The following is a 19,040-nucleotide window of genomic DNA, read 5'->3' as shown; positions in this document are numbered from 1 at the left end:
ATTTAAGATTTAGTTTAGTTGATAATATTTATAAAGTTACTGGAGCGTTAATTTCGGCTGATTTATAAACCGCTTCCTGCACCTGTAATGTTTTAAGATAATTGTCTCCACTGGTTTCAAAACGTTCACCAGAAATTAGTTTGTCAATAAAGTCCCTTTGGAATATATAACAGCAATCACCTGCAAAACCTACATCCTTATGCACATAATTGTGCTTTTTCTCACTTTCTCCTAAGTTTTGAACCGTTATAGTCCCGTCTGAATACAATCGAATTGATCCTTTTGATCCATCAATTAAATATTCCCCGAAAGTATATCTTGATTTTTTAAAGTTGTTTTCGTTATAGCGATTTGCATCCCAAATGGCGTGTGAATTATTCTCGAAATTCAAAACCACCAATCCAGAGTCCTCCCCTTTTATAACAGGATTTAATCGTTTTAAAATAGCGTAAGCGCTGGTAACTTCACCAGCATGATAACGGAATGTATCAATAAAGTGAACTCCGGTTTCGTAAATAAGTAATTTTTTATAATCTCTAAAGTAAGGCTGTCTTCCTAAGTAAGCATCTTCTCCCCAACCATCACCCATTCTGGATCTGAAATTAAGACTGAATAAATCACCTATATCGTCGTTATTTATAATCTTTTTTATTTCTCTATGCCATGGTTGAAACCTAAAGTTTTCATGCACTACAAAACGTACGTTTTTAGTTGAAACATAATCAACAATCTTTTTAGACTCTTCGTATGTTGGTGCCAAAGGCTTCTGACAAATAATATGAACCCCATTATCTGCAGCAAACTTACACATTTCAAAATGTGATTCTGGTGGAGTGATAATATCAACAAAATCTGGTTTCTCGGTAAGAATCATTTCCTTATAATCTGTGTAATGATTCTTGACACCGTAAGGCTTCATAATGCCTTTTGCTCTTTCTAAATTAGAATTGCATAAGGCTGTTATTTCAACTTCAGGAATACGTTTCCAAGCTTCGTACTGAAACCTGCTAAAATATCCTGCACCTATGGCTACGCCTTTTAATTTAGTTTGCATCATTTAATTTTTTATTCGGATTCATGAAAGACCAACAAAAGATAGCCACCACCCCTAAAGCAGCAGCTACATAAAAGAATGGCTCATTAGAACCTGTCCATTCTTGTAAATAAGGAAATGCCAAGGCCGTTGTGAAAGCACCTAAATTTCCTGCCATATTCATCATTCCTGATACTTTACCAGAATTCTCTTCACCAATATCCATACAGAATGACCAAGATGGACTCAATGTCATATCAGCCCCAAAAATAGCGACAGATAAACATAATACAGCTCCTAAGGCACTGTCCATATATAAACTAGATAAAATACCTACTACAACCAATACAAAACCTATGGTTGCAGGTAATTGTCTTGAACGTTTCCACTGCCCTTTTCTGTAAATGCTGTCTACCATAAACCCAGACACCCAATTTCCCACAGCACCAGCTAGCAATGGTAACATAGCATAAAACCCTGTAGCAACTAAACTAAGTTCATATTTTGCTTTTATGTAAGGGAATAACCAAGTAAGCATAAAAAAGAAAATAAAATTACTCCCTATATACTGAATCATAGCTAGTATAACATTTTTTGAAGTTAGAATTGTCTTTAGAGGTAAATTTCCGCCTTCTTTTTCTACCTCTTGCTGCCTGTTTTTAACTATGAATTCTTTTTCAACTTCTGATAAGCCAGAATGTTCTTCAGGTTTATTTCTGAAAAGGAAATAAAAAACTATGGAACAAATAATACCAACGGCGCCAAAAAAGTAAAAAATAGCACGCCATCCCCATGAATCAATTAAATACGCCACTAATGGTAGTGCAAATGCAGCTCCCAATCTAGATCCTGAAAAATTAATGCCTTGAAAAACACCTCTTTCTTTAGTTGGTACCCAAGAAAACGCTGCTCTAGAAATATTAGGGAAAGCTCCTGCTTCACCAGCTCCAAAAGTAAATCTAAAAAAGAGCATAGATATATAATTCCATGCTGCTCCAGTTAAAGCAGTAAATATCGACCATAATACCATGATTGAAGTCATTACTTTTCGCACACCATATTTATCACCTAATGAACCACCTGGAACTTGGAATAATGCATAACCCAAGGCAAAAGCACTCAACACCCATCCCATTTCAATATCAGATAAGGACAAATCGGATGCAATAGAATCTTTTGCTGAAGATATACAGACCCTATCAATATATAATAAAAGTGTTATTAAAAAGGATCCTGCAAAGAACCAATATCTTTTAGTTGGAACATGTGAACTCATATTTTTAGCTTAGTTTAGTTATAACTTCTTTTAATGTTTTTGTTGTCCCCACATTACCGGGAAATACTATATATGGTAATGTAGGGAATTTTGTTTCACTACCCATTTTCCATACTGGGATACCGGGTTGAATTTGGCCAATTACTTTAGAACGCCTCATTTCTAATCCTTTAATTGCAAGGTCATGTGATGTAATACCACCTTTAGCTATTAGGTATTTAGGCCTTACAGATAAACCATTTACGATACCTACCAATGCCTTTGATATAGTTGATGCAATGTTAATGGTTGATGAAGTATCTGCTCCCGTAACCAATTTTCTACTAGTAAATACAATAGTGTTTTTACCTATTTTTAGGTTAGCATCTATTTGATTGATAACTGTAGTTAAATACGTCTTAGAATTACTGCTTAAAACTTGTTCAACATTAACTTCAAGTGTGGTGGTAGCATCAAATAGTTTTAAAGCTTCCTGAAGTTGTTCCGAAGATTTTTTTATATAAGATCCAACAATTGTTAAACCGCCATGAGAATTTGATTCTTTTAATAAGTCATCTTGATTTAATAGCCCTTTAGGTTTCAAACCTATATATGATGGTACGAATGAGCTAGATGTTCTGTATACAATTTGTTTTCCCAATTTTTCAGCACCTAATAAAGCATTGGTTACCTTATCCAAATCCGAATAGTTAACACTATTGAAAATGCAATAACTCCCTGCAGGTATCTTTAAAATATTTTCAGAAAGCACATCGGTATTACTCTGTCTAATTGTGTCTAATGAAATTGAAAAAACCTCTGTTGATTTTATTACTCCTCCTGACTTTTCTTCAATATACTCTTTTAGATTAGCCTTGGAATATTTAAAAGAATGATCTTGAGCAAATGGTGTTTCATTTACAGGAATTAGATCATCTTCATCTTGTATATAATGCGTATCATTAACGGTAACACGCTTACCTTCAAACATAACTGGAATAAAAACAGTAATAGCCTCATCTAAACCCAGTGTTTCTTTAAGCGTCTTTGGTTCTAAAGGGAAATGTCCACGCAGAGTGGAGTCACTTCTGCTTATAATACTGTAGTTTTTTCCTGTTATTTTAGAAGCTTGATAGATGTTTTGTGCTATTTCATTATAAATACCAGAGGTCTCAACAGCACTTAAACTTCTAGAATTAGTTAACAGAAAGAAGGTAGACGATTGATTGAATTCAGAAATTAAAGTCTTAACATCCCAATTAGTTAGAAGCGGAATATCATAAACTGTTTGATTTCCTGTTGGGTCATCATCAACAACAATACAAACCTTATTATTCGCTTTAAATAAAGACTTATTCAAAGACCTAAAGTCGGTTTTATCTTCCTCTGGTAATTTATTTAATATGTCTAATAATGAAACATTCATTAATACTTTTCTATAGCTATAACTCTTGCTGGAGAACCATCACCTTCACCTATTTTTAAAGGCAATGCAATTAATTCAACACAGTTAGATTGTAGTTTTTCAAGATTGGTTAATCCTTCAATAATCACTACGCCCTTTAATAATATTTGATGGATTTTTGTAACCTCTTCAATATTGTTAACATCAGCAACCGATGGCGGTTCTACACCAATCATCTTTACCCTTTGCTCAACACACCAATTTGCCAAGGCCTCACTTATTCTGGGTAATTCATCTCTATATTTTGGAGTATTGGCATACTGTGACCAATCTGTCCAAAAAATCAAACTATCGCCAGCAGTGAATTGCTGAATGATTTCATCTGGTAAATGTGCAACCTTAAGAATGCCTTTAGAACCTATATGACGAACATCTATAACCCAAGCTTTTCCAACAAAATCTGAAACTGGAATTTCATCAATAGTTTGCTTACTTACATTAAAATGAATAGGTGCATCCATATGCGTACCACAATGCGAATAAAAAGTTAAAGTACTCGCATTCCATCCATCTTTTTCAATAGTTCTACTAGTTTCTTTAGAGAAACCAGTAAAACTATTGGTATATGTTAATGTAAGATCTACAATATTCATTTATTAAAGATTTTTAATCACTGCATCTGCAACATCAGAAGTTTTTGCGCTTCCTCCTAAATCAACAGTTAAAACACCTTCAGAAGTAGATTTATCAATTGCTTCCATAATATTATTAGCAGCCTCCACTTCACCTAAATGCTCTAACATGATAGCCGCAGACCATATTTGTCCGTAAGGATTTGCAATATTCTGTCCCGCTATATCCGGAGCCGAACCATGAATAGGTTCAAACATTGATGGAAACTCTTTTTCAGGATTAATGTTTCCACTTCCTCCTAAACCTAAACTTCCCATAACAGCACCTCCCAAATCACTTAAAATATCACCGAAAAGATTGGTAGTTAAAACTACATCAAAAATCTCAGGTTTTAATACAAACATAGCTGTAGAATTATCAATATACATTTGCTCATGTTCTACATCTGGGTATTCTTGAGCCACTTCTTTAATTACTCTATCCCAATAAGACAAGCTATGAATCAAGGTATTAGACTTTGTAATGTGTGTTACTTTATTTCTTCTAGTTCTAGCTAACTTAAAGGCATAATGAGCTACTCTTTCTATACCCTTTCTTGTAAAAACACTGGTGTCTGTACCCATTCCGTTTGCTTCATCTGGTAAGTACTGCCCTCCCATTTGTACAAACTCTCCTTCGGTGTTTTCTCTAACAATTACAAAATCGATGTGCTTTTCTGAACGTAAGGGACGTGTAACCCCTGGATATGTTCTTACTGGTCTGTAATTCACATATTGATTAAATCCTGTACGAACTTTAAAAGTGTAATCTTTCGCAGGAAGTGTATCATCTACCGCAGGTAATCCAACAGAACCAAAATATACTGCATCAAAATTTTTAAGAACCTCTAACCCATTTTTTGGCATAAATTCTTCATTTTTAAGGTAATATCCTGCCCCCCAATCAAACGACTCCGTGTCAATTGTAAAGCCATGTTTTTCAGCAACAGCTTTTATTACTCTTAATCCTTCAGGTACAATTTCATTTCCAATGCCATCACCTGGTACAACTGCAATGTTATAATTTTTACTCATTTGATAAATTTTTGCGCAATTTATTGCACTAATTCTTGTTTTATTAAATTTTCAATGCAAATATAGAATAATATCATGTAAAATCATTAGAAAATGGCCTGTTTTGATGATTTTTTTGCGCAATTTATTGCATAAAACAACCTAATGCCTTAGTTTTGAGCGGAATTAATTAGCTTTAATGAAAAAGAAAACAACCTTGCTAGATTTGGCAAATGCCTTAGGTATTTCAACTTCTACCGTTTCTAGAGCCTTACAGAATAATCCTAGAATAAGTAAATCTGTTCGGGAAAAGGTGTTAGACCTTGCTAATGAATTAGATTACTTCAGCAACAAATTTCCCGATGCAATAGCACCTAAAAAACTAAACGCCATAGGTGTAATTGTTCCTAAAATAAGTTATCATTTATATGCTATGGCTATTAGTGGTATTGAGAAAGTAGCTGAGGAAAATGGTATGCACATTATTATCTGTCAATCTGACGAATCTTATCAGAGAGAGAAAAGTTTAACCAAAGAACTTCTTGATATAGGGGTTTCCGGATTAATTGTTTCGCTAGCGGGTGAAACCAAACAATTTGATCATTTTCTTGAATTGAAAGAGAAAAACATTCCATTAGTCTTTTTTAATAGACAATGCGATGAAGTCGAAACAGATAAAGTAGTTATTGATAATTTTAAAGCATCTTATGATGCAACTGAACACCTTGCTTCTATAGGATGTAAGCGTATAGCTTATATTGGAGGTCCAAAAATACTTCAGATAAGTAATACCCGTTTACAGGGTTACAAACAAGCTCTAATTGATGCTAATATTAAAGTAGATGAAAAGCAAATTGAATATTGTAATTTCACCCGAGAAAGTAATTTAAGTGCCGCCAGAAAACTTTTGTACTCTCCAAATCCACCAGAAGGCATTATAGCCTTTAGTGATCAAGTGGCTATTGCAGCAATGTTAGCAGCCAAGGAACGCGGATTAAATATTCCTGAGGACCTTGCTATAATAGGCTTTAATAATGAACCCGTTAATGAGCTTTTGGAGCCCTCTTTAACAAGCATTGACCAGCCAGCCTATGCAATGGGCTATGAATCGGCTCAATTAATTTTTGAAAGAATCAAAAACCAGTCAAAGCCACATACCCAAAAGGTTTTAAAGTCTGAATTAATTATTAGAAATTCTACTAATAAGAATAAGTTGAAGTAAAACTATACAGTTTAGATCAACTTTAAACGTTTGTCTTCTTCATTAAACCATTTGTTCCATTTTAAGTGATTATTCCTTGGTATTTTTACATTAAATACTACACTATCTAATAAGATAATATGAATACCATGAAGAGAACTCTTTCCATTATATGTCTGCTAATTATTACTGCCTGCAATACGGACAAAACAGAAAGAAACACAATAAATACCCAAGCTTTTTCAAATAGTGAAATTGATGCTAAGGTTGATTCCATTATGAGTAAAATGACACTTGATGAGAAACTAGTTCAAATTGAAGGTATACGTCCTAGAGATATTATGGTTGACGACAAATTTTCACCAGAATTAGCCAAAGAGGTTATGCCACATGGTATTGGTCATTTTTGTCAATTCTCATCAGGTTTAACTTTGAGTCCCAACGAATTACGAGATTTTGTTAGAGAAGTACAGCATTGGTTAATGACGAAAACCGAAACCAAAATACCTGCTATTTTCCACGAAGAAGCTATAACAGGATTTGCTACACAGGGGGCTACTACCTATCCGCAACAAATTGGCATGGGCTGCACCTGGAATCCTGAATTAATTCAAGAATGTTCAAACACAACCCGATTAAATATGCGTGCTGCAGGAGCAACTTATGCTTTATCTCCTATGTTAGATATGAGTCGCACCGCCCATTGGAGCCGTTTGGAAGAAAGTTATGGTGAAGACCCTTATTTAACCTCTTGTTTAGGAGTTTCCTTTGTAAAAGGTTTACAAGGAAATAATTTTAAAACAGGCGTTGCTGCAACAACAAAACATTTTGCAGGTTATGGCACACAAAATGACAATCCGAAGGAACTTTATGAAGATTATATCATGCCTCATGAAGCGGTAATGAAATTAGCAGGTTCTAAAAGCGTCATGCCTTCCTATGGGAAATACAAAGGAGTAGCTGTTGCTGCAAGCTCTGAAATGTTAACCGATATTCTGCGAACACATCTAAAATTTGACGGTGTTGTAATTAGTGATTACGGTGCGGTTAGCCTTATTCATAAAGGTCATAAACAAGCTAATTCTTTAAAAGACGCTGCCATTAAGGCTTTAACTGCTGGTATTGATATTGAAGTTTCAGCACCTGTTGCATTTCCTTTTTTACCTGAGGCCCTTGAAGAGGGATTAATTTCTATAGATGTTATTAATACTGCCGTAAAACGTTCATTAATAATGAAAACTAAATTGGGATTATTGGATTCAAAACCTCAAATAGGTATAGACGGAAACCTTAATTTTGACCCTCCAGCTTATCGGGATTTGGCATACCGAGCCGCCACTCAATCTATTGTATTATTGAAAAATGACGGTATTCTTCCACTAAAAAAAGATATTAAAAAAGTGGCCCTACTTGGGCCAAATAGCTCAACATATTATTGCATGCTAGGTGATTACACGTATCAATCCATGATATCATTTTGGCATAGTAAAGAGTTTGATCCAGAAAACCCAAAGCTGTATACATTACATGAAGGATTAAAAAGTCGTTTAGGGGAGCATATAGAAATAATGCAGGAACGAGGTTGTGACTGGAGCGCCCCACTAGAATCGATAATTGATAACAATGGATTAGGTGATGATAGATTAAGTAAACTTAAAATGATGACCATTAAAGGATTGCCTCAACCCGATTTAGAGAAAGCCGTTGCCTTTGCAGAAAAGAGTGATGTTATTATTGCAGCTGTTGGCGAAAACCTATACTTATGTGGTGAAGGACGCCAACGCAAAGGCATAAAGCTACCTGGTGAACAAGAAGCTTTTGTTCAAAAACTCATTGACACTGGTAAACCTGTGGTTTTAGTACTTTTTGGTGGAAGACAGCAAATTGTTAGTAAATTTAAAGATAAATGTGCTGCCATAGTACAAGCTTGGTTTCCGGGTGAAGAAGGCGGAAATGCTATCGCTGATATTTTGGTTGGCAATACAAACCCTTCTGGTAAATTATGTGTTACATATCCAGCTACTGAAAGTAAAATGGAAACCAATTACAAAAACGGATATGATAATGTTGACATACAATATCCGTTTGGTTATGGTCTTTCCTATACAAATTATGAGTATACAAGTTTAGAAGGACCTCCAGAAGTAAACCTGAACGATGACAGTTTCACACTTTCATTACAAGTAAAAAATACTGGAGAAATGGATGGCGATGAAATTGTTCAACTTTATGTTTCTCCAAAGGATACTAATTCAACCATGAAACCTATTCAGTTAAAAGGGTTTCAAAGAGTTTCTTTAAAATCTAAGGAACAAAAATCTATTACTTTTGAAGTATCTCCTGAGCAACTTGTTCAGTTTAAAAATAACCAATGGATTCTTGAACCTGGAAATTTTGAATTTAAAATTGGTGCTTCTTCAACAGATATTCGTTTAAGTGCTCCTGTTGAAATAATTGGCGAAAACAAAATACTTGAAGACGGAAGGCAGGTTTTCTTTTCTCTTAACAAGTAGAAACTACACCTTCACCCTTAACAAATTTCGGGTTTCTTTAATAAAAGTTTCAGCGTTATCAATGGCTTCCTGAATATTTTTATCGTCTGAAAAAAAGTACTTTCCAGCTAACATATCAGCTTTTCCACTAATTATGGTTTCTATTAAGTCAATAGAGTCTTGGATATCGGACATCTCACCATATTTGAGGATCTGCTCTAACTCCGGCATATATTTTCTTGCAACATTTGATTCTACCAATTCCTCTGTTCTATCATTTCTTATAAATCCGGGATTAAAAGCAAATACTTTAATATTTAAGTTTTCCTCTTCTAACTCCAAATTAACCGTTTCAGAAAATTTAACAACAGCCGTTTTAGCGGCTCCATAAGAAGAACCATATGGTTTGGGTTTCTGAACACCTCCACCACCAAGATTGATAATGTAACCTGAATTTCCTTCTTTCATTACATTAATTGCCGTTCGTGTTCCCACAAAAGCCGTGTATAGGTTTAGAGACACTTCTTTCCACCAATTTTTTGGTTCTAACTCCCATGTTGGACCAATGGCATTGTGGTTATTAACGCCAACATTGTTTATCCAAACGTCTATCCTATCAGACTCCTTAATGATACTTTCAACAACAGCAACTAGCTGTACATCATTCATCATGTCAACAATTCCAAACGATGCGCTCCCTCCTTCAGATTGAATATCTTCTACCAATTCTTTTAAAGCTTTTTCTCTTCTTCCTAAACAAATTATATGATGACCGTTCTTTGCTAGCCCTTTAGACAACAAGCTTCCAACACCTCCACTGGCACCCGTTATCACAATGTTTTTTTTATTCATACATGCGACTTTACTCTAATATTTGATTTGCTTTTTCGATTTCCCTCTAAAATAGTCATTGAAGTCATATGATGAATGTTCGCTTAAAGACGTCCATTCTTTTGGAATATTCATTTGAAGTTTCCTAATGATTTTTTGATACTTTTTGTTATTCGCCAGATTATACCACTCGTTAGGATCCTTTTTCATATCGTATAATTCGAGCGACTCATCTTCATATTGTGTTAGCCTATATCTTTTACCTCTAATGGCTATATTCCCCTCTCCATAAAAACATAGTGCTGGATTTTTCCACTTCGTTTTAGGCTTTATTACTAAATCTTTTATAGAGTTTCCTTCTAATTGATTTAAGGAAGGCAAATTGCACATATCTACCAAAGTTGGATACATATCAATTAGCCCAACGGGAGCATCACATTGTTTACCCTTTATTTGATTTACATCTTTAATTACTAAAACTGTACGCGTATCTCGTTCCCATAAGGCCTGTTTTGCCACCCTATTCTTTTCTCCTAAATGATACCCGTGGTCAGACCATAAAACTATAATGGTGTTGTTAGCGTACTCTGAATTTTCAAGGGCATCCAATACTTTCCCCACTTGAGCATCAACAAAAGCAATACAAGCTGAATAAGCTTGTATGACTTCCTTCCACTGCCCCCATTTTATAAGCTCTTCAGTAGTTGGCATCATTGGCGCCTCTGCCACTTTTTGGGCCATCAGAGAAATATCATCAAAATCGTCTTTTTTATATGGTGGGGTTTTTATGTTTTCTAAAGGAAACATATCGTACCACTTTTGCGGAACATGCCAAGGGACATGTGGCTTATTAAAACCAACTCCAAGAAAAAATGGCTTATTATGCTTTTTACTCAATTTGTCTACCGCCCATTTTGCAATTTTATAATCGCCAACTATACTATCGTGTTCTGGATAAGCACCCCAATCAGTCATGGTACGACCTACTTTATGAGGTAATCTTGCTGGGTCATAATTCACCCTTTTTTCGGGCCTAAGGCCATCCCAATTATGATAGCCTCCATATTCCTTAAAAGTACCCGCAGCATCTCCTCCATGATAAATTTTCCCTACAGCCATGGTCTTGTACCCAAATTGTTCAAAATAATCGGGCATAAAAATAGATTCGCTTGCAGGCCTACTTGCCTTTTTTATACTCTTATCAGTAACTTGCAAATAATTCCCAGAAGTTGAAGGATAAAGCCCTGTCATAATACTGGCCCTTGATGGTCCGCAAATGGGAGCTTGACAATGTGCATTTTCAAACAATGTTCCTTGTTTTGCTAGTCTATCAATATTAGGAGTTGGTACACTTAAAGGACCATTCATGCAACTTACATAATCGTTCAAATCGTCTATTGCGATAAACAGCACATTTGGCTTGTCTTGAGCTATAGTAAATTGTAAAACGAAAAAGGCAAGGCTTAAAAACTTAAGTTTCATTATCAAAATTTTTTATTGTTCACCAAAAAAATTGAGAAGGTGGTCACGTCTTCTAATTTGGTATTTATATTGGTTTTTATAAGACTCTCTTAAATCTAAGGCTTTTACGGCAGGTATTAATTTTTCACCAGATTCCCCAATCCATTCTACCATATTTAAAGCAGTTAAAAGCGCATAAGAACGTTGTTCTATAAGTTGCCTGATACACGCCACACCTTTGTCAACTTCTCCATTTTTAGTAAGAATCCATGCAGCCATAGCCTGCACTTCGTGAGACTCGTCATTGATTCCCTTAAAACCACTTTCTTTATCATTTAATAAAAAACAACCTACGATACCCCAATAACGTTCTCCAAGATCGTTGCTCTCTAACATCGCTCTAAGCTTAGACAGATTATTCGGATTCTTATCTAAAGCTAAGTCTGCTGCATTTAAAATTTTTTCGATATTAAATAAATCCTGATTTCTTGAAACTTCATAAATAGTACTGTTAGCTTCTTTTGCTAAACGTGCCATTTCGGACTCAGGAAGTAAGCCTGCATCGTTAATTTTAATCTGTTTTTCACGTAAGGCAACGCGCATATTAACTGCAACAGAACTAAATTCTTGATTATCTATTAAATTATTCACACAATCTGGGTCATTGTGCATATCGTAAAGTTCTTCTGTCCAACCTTTAGGTTTAAAAAACCTTGATTGCACTTCAGTTACATCCCCCTTTTTAACCGCTTCCTCCCAAGCTTGAGTTGCCTTCATTCGCCATAAATACTCCAAATATTGCATCCATGGCAAATACGGCATATAGTTTCTAATATAGAGATAGCGCTTATTGCTTACCGCCCGGGCATTATCAAAACGTTCATCCATTCGTCCGCGGAAAGCGAAATGATATTCTTGTTCTTTTTCGGTATCAGCACCTAGAAATATATTTCCTTGCATATAATCAGGTACTTCACTTCCGGTAATACTCAACCAAGTTTTAGGCATATCAACAAAACTTACCAATCTGTCTATTTTTGCTCCAACTTCATCCGCAGGCCAAAGTTTTTTATACTTTTCAGGAATACGAATTACCAACGGACAATGTAAACTGTTTTTGAAAAGGTAACGTTTGCTTCGTGGTAACACGCCTCCATGGTCTGACACATAAACTACAATGGTATTTTCTGCTAAACCTGCTTTCTCAAGGTTTTTTATAGCATCTCCAATTTGAGAATCCATTTTTTTGATGGCATCATGATAGTGCGCATAGTTTTTTCGAATATCAGGAATATCGGGATGGTATTCTGGTATCCTAGTTTTATTTGGGTCATGATTGGTATTATCAATTTCACCAAAGGCTCTACTTTCATGTGATGCTTGAAAATTAATAACCTGAAAAAATGGTTGTTGCTGTTTGAGTGTCTCCCAATTTAAAGTTTTGGGGTTATCCCAAGGCTCATCATTTCTACCTCCAATGTTATAATCTTTCTTTGCGAAATTACCTGTATAATAACCGTTTTCATTTAAAAAATCTGGATAGTATTTTATTTTATTATGTGGAATTTTGTATGAGCTTCTCATAGGGTGTGTACCCATAGAAATTGCCATAACACCCGTTATCCAAGTGCTTCTTTGTGGTGCGCAAACTGGTGCATTAGCAAAGGTGTTCATGTATTGAAACCCTTCTTTAGCCAAGGCATCAATGTTAGGTGTTTCGGCATTTGAATTACCATAACAACCAATCCATTCGGCGCTGTTATCCTCGCTTGTCAACCAAAGAATATTTGGTTTTTCATCTTGCGCATAAATTTCAACAATACAAAAAACCATTATAATAAATAAACTAGAAATACTTAATCGTTTCATTAATTTTATTTTTGACTCACTAAAAGTACGGAAACGATTTAAACTAACAGAACTGGAAATTACGCTAAAGTCATACTATACCAATTTAAGTTAAAGCCCTTTATTAATCTTCTTTATAACTAATTCGATCACGAACACCTCCACTTTTACGATGAATAATCACATCAGCATCATAACGTTTAGCTAAGGTTTTAGCCTTGGTAATTGCGGTACTTTGTTTCCTATGTTTAGAGGTTATACGCTTATTCCCTTCTCTACGAACAGCCCAACCTTCTTCATAAGGAACAACATGCTGGTTCCAAGTACGTTTGCGCATCTTGGCATATCCAAGAGCTTTGATGATAGCCTCTACTAATTCTTGTAAAATATTTAGTAAGGTGTTTTGTTTTGACATGAAAGTTATTGTTTTTGTAAATAGTTTCTGTTGATACCAAGAATAATGGAATTACAATGCTATTTATGACATTAAACCTCCAAATTTTCGGCAATAATTTTCTTTATTTTTTTGTTAAGAGAAGTCATAGCACTGTAACTGGTATGTTCTAAAACGATAACAACCAAATCATCTTCTAAATACTTTGTTAGTCCCGTTCTAAACCCATTCCATTTGCCGTGGTGGTATATAATTTTTTGCCCTTCAGTGTTAATTCTAAAACCGAAACCATATGGTACTTTTCTTCCATAAACTGTTTCTCCTTCTGAATACATTAGATCTAGCGACTCCTGCGAAATCAGTTTTCCACTATTTAAGCCCAGCGTCCACTTATACAAGTCTTCGATGGTAGTATATACATTTTTATCTCCTACAATAGCATCATTAACCGTATTATTAATTTTAAGATGCCTCCAACCTTTATACAATCTATATCCATCCAATTGATTTTCATGAATACTATCATTTTTTGGATTGTAGACATATGAATATTTCATCTGAAGAGGTTCAAAAATATTACTTTTTAAAAATGAACTAAAAGAAGTACCCGAAACTTTCTCAACAATAGAAGCTAGAACAAAATAACCCGTGTTTGAATAATCAAAATTACGACCTGGTTTAAAGTAACGTTGCACATTACTTGACTCCAACAATGCCATCATTTCACTGTTTGTTGGTGCTTCTTTACTCCTCCATTTATGTTCTGCCACCCAAAAATAATTGGGTAACCCTGCGGTGTGATTTAAAAGGCTTCTAATAGTTACCTGTTTATAGGGGAATCTTGGAAAATAAGCTGTTACGGTATCTGAAAGCTTAATTTGATTTCTCTCATTCAATAACATAATCGCAGCAGCAGTGAATTGTTTACTTACAGAAGCTAATTGGAATACCGATTTTTCGTTCAATGGAGTTTTCTTTTTGAAATCAGCATACCCCACTTGATTATTATACAAAATGTTTCCCTTTTTTGCTACTAAAATGGCCCCATGAAAATCATGTCTCTTATTAATACGTTTTAATAATGAATCGAGCTTATAACGTAGATGTCTAATTTCCTTCTCAGGATAGTACTGTATTGAAATCTGAGACTCACTATTGGTAGATTCAGTAGTAGTTATTTCAGTTTCAACAACCAAACTCTGAGAAGATGAAGAATTATTATACAAAAAAAAGACAGTTAAACCAATTATTAGGCTTAGGTATATATTTCTAATTCTTTTTTTCAAAAATGGAGCAAACATAAATTTCGTGCCAAGTTAATAATCATTCAGAAAAATTCAAAATGCTTTTATTATGCTTATTGATTATCCAATGCATGACTTATCCATTTCATTTCTGTGTATGCGGCAATTATTTCCCAATACAGAAATTAGCAAAAATATTCCCTAACAAATCATCAGAAGAAATCTCACCTGTAATCTCACCAAAATGGTATAATGCCTGACGAATATCAATAGCTAACAAGTCTCCAGATAAACCAGTTTCGAGCCCATCTTTTACTTTTGAAACTTCTTCTAAAGCTTTTAGTAATGAATCGTAATGTCTCGTATTAGTAATAATAGTGTCATTGTTTTTTAAGGCTCCGGTATTTACAAAACTTAATAAGGTGTCTTTAAGTTCTTCAACACCTTTACCCTGTTTTGCTGACATTAATTGAATTTCAGGAATTTCCTTTTGAATGATTTCAACTTGATCTTCTTGAATCTTATCCACTTTATTGGCCAACGCAATAAGCGGTTTTTGAGGATATTTATTCTTTATTTTTTCAAGCTCAACCTTAAACTGATTGCTTTGATCTTTAAACTTATCGGCATCAAACAAATAAATAACCACTTGAGCTTGATCAATCTTTTCAAAAGTCTTCTTAATACCTATACTTTCAACCACGTCTTTAGTTTCGCGTATACCAGCTGTATCGATAAACCTAAAGCCAATACCACCCACAGAAATTTCGTCTTCAATGGTATCTCTTGTAGTTCCAGCAATATCAGAGACTATGGCTCTATCCTCATTTAATAAAGCGTTCAATAAAGTGGATTTACCCACATTTGGCTCTCCTACAATAGCGACAGGAATACCGTTTTTTATGACGTTACCAACGGCAAAAGAATCTATCAATCGTTTTAATACTAAGGTAATTCTATCAATTAAATCTTTGAATTGGGTTCTGTCGGCAAATTCAACATCTTCCTCTGCAAAATCAAGCTCTAACTCTATAAGTGAAGCAAAATTTAAAAGCTCTTCTCTTAATTTAGCTATTTCGGTTGAAAAACCACCACGCATTTGTTGCATTGCAATTTGGTGAGAGGCTTCATTATCACTGGCAATTAAATCTGCAACTGCTTCCGCTTGACTTAAATCTAATTTGCCATTTAAAAAGGCTCGCAGTGTAAACTCCCCCGCACTAGCCATTCTACAACCATTTCTTAAATATAATTGTATAATTTCTTGTTGAATATAATTGGAGCCATGGCATGAAATTTCCACAACATTTTCACCAGTATAAGAATTGGGATCTTTAAAAACAGATACTAAAACCTCATCAAGTGTTCTTTCTCCATCAACAATATGACCTAAATGAATGGTATGGGTTGGCTGCTTAAATAACTTTTTGCCAGAAACCGATTTAAAATGTGCATCGGCAATAGTAATTGCATCCTTTCCGGACAAACGAATAATAGCAATGGCTCCAGCACCTGAAGGTGTTGCTAAAGCAACTATGGTATCAGTATTAATCATGCCACAAAAATAAACAATTTGAAACGCTCTTAAACTTATAATTCATTTGTTTCAGCTTAATAACCATTTGTAGCTTTAAAATACTATTTAAGATTGGAAATTTGCAGTAATAATTTACAGATTATACTACCATGTTTAAATATAAGTTTGCTTGTTTTTCTTGTTTCGCTTTATCGTTTTTATTATTGAATTGTAGTGGAAGTGATAGTAATGAAGACGTTAAAGAAGACCCCGTAATTGATACTATAAATCCGAGTATTAATTGTCCTGTTGATATAAATGTGTCTATAGATAATTTTTCCACTATTGCTGTGGTAACCTATACAGAACCTACAGGAACTGATAATGTTGCCGGTGCTACTACTAAGCAAATAGCAGGGTTGCAATCGGGTGATGATTATCCAATTGGAACCACAACAAATACTTTTGAAGTTACAGATGCTGCTGGTAATAAAGCTAACTGTAGTTTTAATGTTACAGTTACTCAAAATGGGCCATCAGAGGATATGCCATTTTTTGTTGAGACTAATTATACTCCGAACGGAAAAAAATGGACTAAAGTAGATTCTATGTCCGACGAATTTAATGGCAATGCGTTGGATGAAGTTAAATGGAAAAACACAGACCCTAATCAATGGATTGGAAGACCACCAGGGCTTTTTAAGAAGAATACGGTATCAATTGCTGACGGTAATTTAAGGCTAACGGCCGATGAATTGCCGGCTCCAGAAGTTGTTAATGGACATAACTTTACGCATGCAGGTTCATACATTACATCTACAACATCAATTGGTCCAGGGCATTATTTTGAATGTAAAATGAAGTCTAGCCAAACCTTTATGTCATCTACGTTTTGGTTAATTAATAAACGAAACGAAGGTACTGGTTGTGATAGACGCACCACCGAATTTGATATTCAAGAATGTGTTGGTGAAATAACAACTACGGCAAATTGGGCACAGTCTTTTAATAGTAGTATGCATTCTAATACTCATAGTAGAAATAATGATTGTCCTGAAACTCCTACTGGCTCAAATGGCAATAGTGAATCTATAACTGGTAAAACCTATGACGATTACCATGTGTATGCAGGTTGGTGGAAAAACCCAACAGAAGTTGAGTTATTTTTAGATGGTAAAAAAGTTGGAACAGTAACTCCCCCTTCTAGTTTTGATTTACCCATGTACATGAAACTGGTTGTTGAAACATACGATTGGAATCCAGTACCTAATGGTGGTGGAATGAACGGCAGTATTGAAGAACGCACTACCTCTTACGATTGGGTACGTACTTGGAAATTAGAAGACGAATAGCCTATTCTGTAGTTTCAACTAAATAAATCCCATCAGGTTTTATTAGAATTTGCTTTTGCTTATAAAGCGATCCTAATGCTTTTTTAAAGCTCTTTTTACTCATTTGGAGCTGTTCTTTAATAGCTTCGGGATTTGATTTATCAGTTAAGTTAATAAACCCACTATTGTCTTCCAGTTCTTCTAAGATACGTTGTGCATTAGGTTCAATGTTTCTATAACCAATTTGTCCTAAAGCAATATCTAATTTATTTCCAGGACGTACTTTTTTAACGATTCCTTTTAGCTTATCCCCTACACTTATATCTGTAAAAATATTGTCTTTATAAATTAGTCCAATATGTGTTTTATTTACAATAACATTCCACCCAATATCTGAAGGATGAGAAGCAATTAATTCTACCTCATCAAATTCCTTTACAGTTAACTCTTTATTACTTAAAAAACGATTTGTTTTACCAGAAGCTGCTAGTCTATCAGTTCTCTCATCTAAATAACAATGTACCAAATACCAACCACCAGGTTTCATTTTAAATGCCTGCTCTTTAAAAGGACAAAACAATTCCTTAACTAAGCCCCAATCTAAAAATGCACCATAATCTGTTACCTGATTACAACGCAATAAAGCAAACTCACCAAGTTGTATATAAGGTATATCTGTGGTTGCAACTAAACGTTCTTCATTATCTAAATACACGAACACATCAATCTTGTCCCATATTTTGAATGAGTCTGGTACATACCTATTTGGAAGTAGAACCTCTTTGTCTTCGTTATCAATTAAATAAATACCGTGGTCTGATTCACGGAGTATTTCTAATGTGTTTATTTGCCCTAATTGCATCATGTGGCAAAGGTATTAATATTAAATTCTAGAAAATAAAAAAGCGCCACAATAATTGCAGCGCTTTAGATATATTGAATAGTAGATTCTAATAGGCAGATTCTTTTCCAAAATGTTTAGTCAACAAATAATAAACTACAGCTCTATATTTATTTCTGTTAGACTTTCCATATTGATCCATAACAGCGGCAATACCGCCATCTAAATCTGCACTTGCACTTAAACCTAATTTCTTAATTAAAAAGTTGTTTTTTACAGTGCTTAATTCTGATTCATCTGAACTTGAAACAGTTGAAGAATCAGCATTGTAAATAGATGGACCACAACCAATAGTTACCTTAGTTAATAAATCCATGTCTGCGTTAACACCACATTTGTCTTTTAAATCTGCAGCGTATTTAGCAATTAATTCGTCACGTTTACTCATGATAAAAAATGTTTAATTGTTTATAAAATACTTTAATTGATAGCTGTTCTAAAGA

At 34.6% G+C, this 19,040-nt stretch carries 16 protein-coding genes; 3 read left to right on the top strand and 13 right to left on the bottom strand.

Annotated elements, in window-relative coordinates; translation table 11 throughout:
• Window positions 1–28: 28 nt before the first annotated feature.
• Genes FUA22_RS16815 through FUA22_RS16795 form a run of 5 tightly spaced genes read right to left on the bottom strand, consistent with a single transcriptional unit; the run spans window position 29 to window position 5,399 of the window.
• Window positions 29–1,057, bottom strand: a complete 1,029-nt coding sequence (locus FUA22_RS16815) for a Gfo/Idh/MocA family protein (RefSeq protein ID WP_241664844.1) — start codon at window positions 1,055–1,057, stop codon at window positions 29–31.
• Complete coding sequence (locus tag FUA22_RS16810; protein WP_147769750.1) at window positions 1,044–2,309, bottom strand: MFS transporter; 1,266 nt, start codon at window positions 2,307–2,309, stop codon at window positions 1,044–1,046. Before FUA22_RS16810 ends, FUA22_RS16815 begins: the two co-directional genes overlap by 14 nt.
• Before the next feature lie 4 nt (window positions 2,310–2,313).
• Window positions 2,314–3,714, bottom strand: a complete 1,401-nt coding sequence (locus FUA22_RS16805; protein WP_147769749.1) for a four-carbon acid sugar kinase family protein — start codon at window positions 3,712–3,714, stop codon at window positions 2,314–2,316.
• Entirely contained in the window at window positions 3,714–4,346 is a 633-nt protein-coding gene (locus tag FUA22_RS16800) for a cyclase family protein (RefSeq protein WP_147769748.1), read from the bottom strand. The genes FUA22_RS16805 and FUA22_RS16800 overlap by 1 nt, the downstream gene beginning before the upstream one ends.
• A 3-nt stretch (window positions 4,347–4,349) precedes the next feature.
• The gene (locus FUA22_RS16795) at window positions 4,350–5,399 is read right to left on the bottom strand and encodes a tartrate dehydrogenase (protein WP_147769747.1); all 1,050 of its coding nucleotides are present in this window, start codon (window positions 5,397–5,399) and stop codon (window positions 4,350–4,352) included.
• 178 nt (window positions 5,400–5,577) lie between these two features.
• Here FUA22_RS16795 and FUA22_RS16790 point away from each other — a divergent pair, with 178 nt between their 5' ends.
• Window positions 5,578–6,600, top strand: a complete 1,023-nt coding sequence (locus tag FUA22_RS16790; protein WP_147769746.1) for a LacI family DNA-binding transcriptional regulator — start codon at window positions 5,578–5,580, stop codon at window positions 6,598–6,600.
• Window positions 6,601–6,728: 128 nt separating this feature from the next.
• Complete coding sequence (locus FUA22_RS16785; RefSeq protein ID WP_147769745.1) at window positions 6,729–9,092, top strand: glycoside hydrolase family 3 N-terminal domain-containing protein; 2,364 nt, start codon at window positions 6,729–6,731, stop codon at window positions 9,090–9,092.
• A 3-nt stretch (window positions 9,093–9,095) separates the two neighbouring features.
• On the opposite strand, the gene FUA22_RS16780 is transcribed toward FUA22_RS16785, so the two are convergent.
• The 6 genes from FUA22_RS16780 to mnmE all read right to left on the bottom strand — a co-directional run bounded on the left by FUA22_RS16780 (window position 9,096) and on the right by mnmE (window position 16,404).
• The gene (locus FUA22_RS16780; protein ID WP_147769744.1) at window positions 9,096–9,923 is read right to left on the bottom strand and encodes an SDR family NAD(P)-dependent oxidoreductase; all 828 of its coding nucleotides are present in this window, start codon (window positions 9,921–9,923) and stop codon (window positions 9,096–9,098) included.
• A 15-nt stretch (window positions 9,924–9,938) separates the two neighbouring features.
• Window positions 9,939–11,384 (bottom strand): sulfatase, encoded by a 1,446-nt coding sequence (locus FUA22_RS16775; RefSeq protein WP_147769743.1) that lies wholly within the window; start codon window positions 11,382–11,384, stop codon window positions 9,939–9,941.
• Between the two features lie 12 nt (window positions 11,385–11,396).
• Window positions 11,397–13,232 (bottom strand): sulfatase family protein, encoded by a 1,836-nt coding sequence (locus FUA22_RS16770; protein WP_147769742.1) that lies wholly within the window; start codon window positions 13,230–13,232, stop codon window positions 11,397–11,399.
• Between the two features lie 103 nt (window positions 13,233–13,335).
• On the bottom strand, window positions 13,336–13,626 hold the full coding sequence (locus FUA22_RS16765) for a DUF2188 domain-containing protein (protein ID WP_147769741.1): 291 nt from the start codon (window positions 13,624–13,626) through the stop codon (window positions 13,336–13,338).
• 71 nt (window positions 13,627–13,697) lie between these two features.
• Window positions 13,698–14,831: a serine hydrolase domain-containing protein gene (locus FUA22_RS16760; RefSeq protein ID WP_241664843.1), complete on the bottom strand. Its 1,134-nt coding sequence runs from the start codon at window positions 14,829–14,831 to the stop codon at window positions 13,698–13,700.
• Between the two features lie 184 nt (window positions 14,832–15,015).
• On the bottom strand, window positions 15,016–16,404 hold the full coding sequence (gene mnmE, locus FUA22_RS16755) for a tRNA uridine-5-carboxymethylaminomethyl(34) synthesis GTPase MnmE (protein WP_147769739.1): 1,389 nt from the start codon (window positions 16,402–16,404) through the stop codon (window positions 15,016–15,018).
• A 131-nt stretch (window positions 16,405–16,535) separates the two neighbouring features.
• Here mnmE and FUA22_RS16750 point away from each other — a divergent pair, with 131 nt between their 5' ends.
• On the top strand, window positions 16,536–17,717 hold the full coding sequence (locus FUA22_RS16750) for an HYR domain-containing protein (protein WP_147769738.1): 1,182 nt from the start codon (window positions 16,536–16,538) through the stop codon (window positions 17,715–17,717).
• Between the two features lies 1 nt (window position 17,718).
• On the opposite strand, the gene FUA22_RS16745 is transcribed toward FUA22_RS16750, so the two are convergent.
• Both FUA22_RS16745 and FUA22_RS16740 read right to left on the bottom strand, forming a co-directional pair.
• Complete coding sequence (locus FUA22_RS16745; protein ID WP_147769737.1) at window positions 17,719–18,561, bottom strand: CvfB family protein; 843 nt, start codon at window positions 18,559–18,561, stop codon at window positions 17,719–17,721.
• An 85-nt stretch (window positions 18,562–18,646) separates the two neighbouring features.
• A complete protein-coding gene (locus FUA22_RS16740) occupies window positions 18,647–18,985 on the bottom strand; it encodes a DUF2853 family protein (RefSeq protein WP_147769736.1) in 339 nt (112 codons plus the stop codon).
• Window positions 18,986–19,040 lie beyond the last annotated feature (55 nt).

Source organism: Seonamhaeicola maritimus (assembly GCF_008056315.1).
GTDB lineage: Bacteria > Bacteroidota > Bacteroidia > Flavobacteriales > Flavobacteriaceae > Seonamhaeicola > Seonamhaeicola maritimus.
This window is presented reverse-complemented; position numbering and strand designations above follow the sequence as displayed.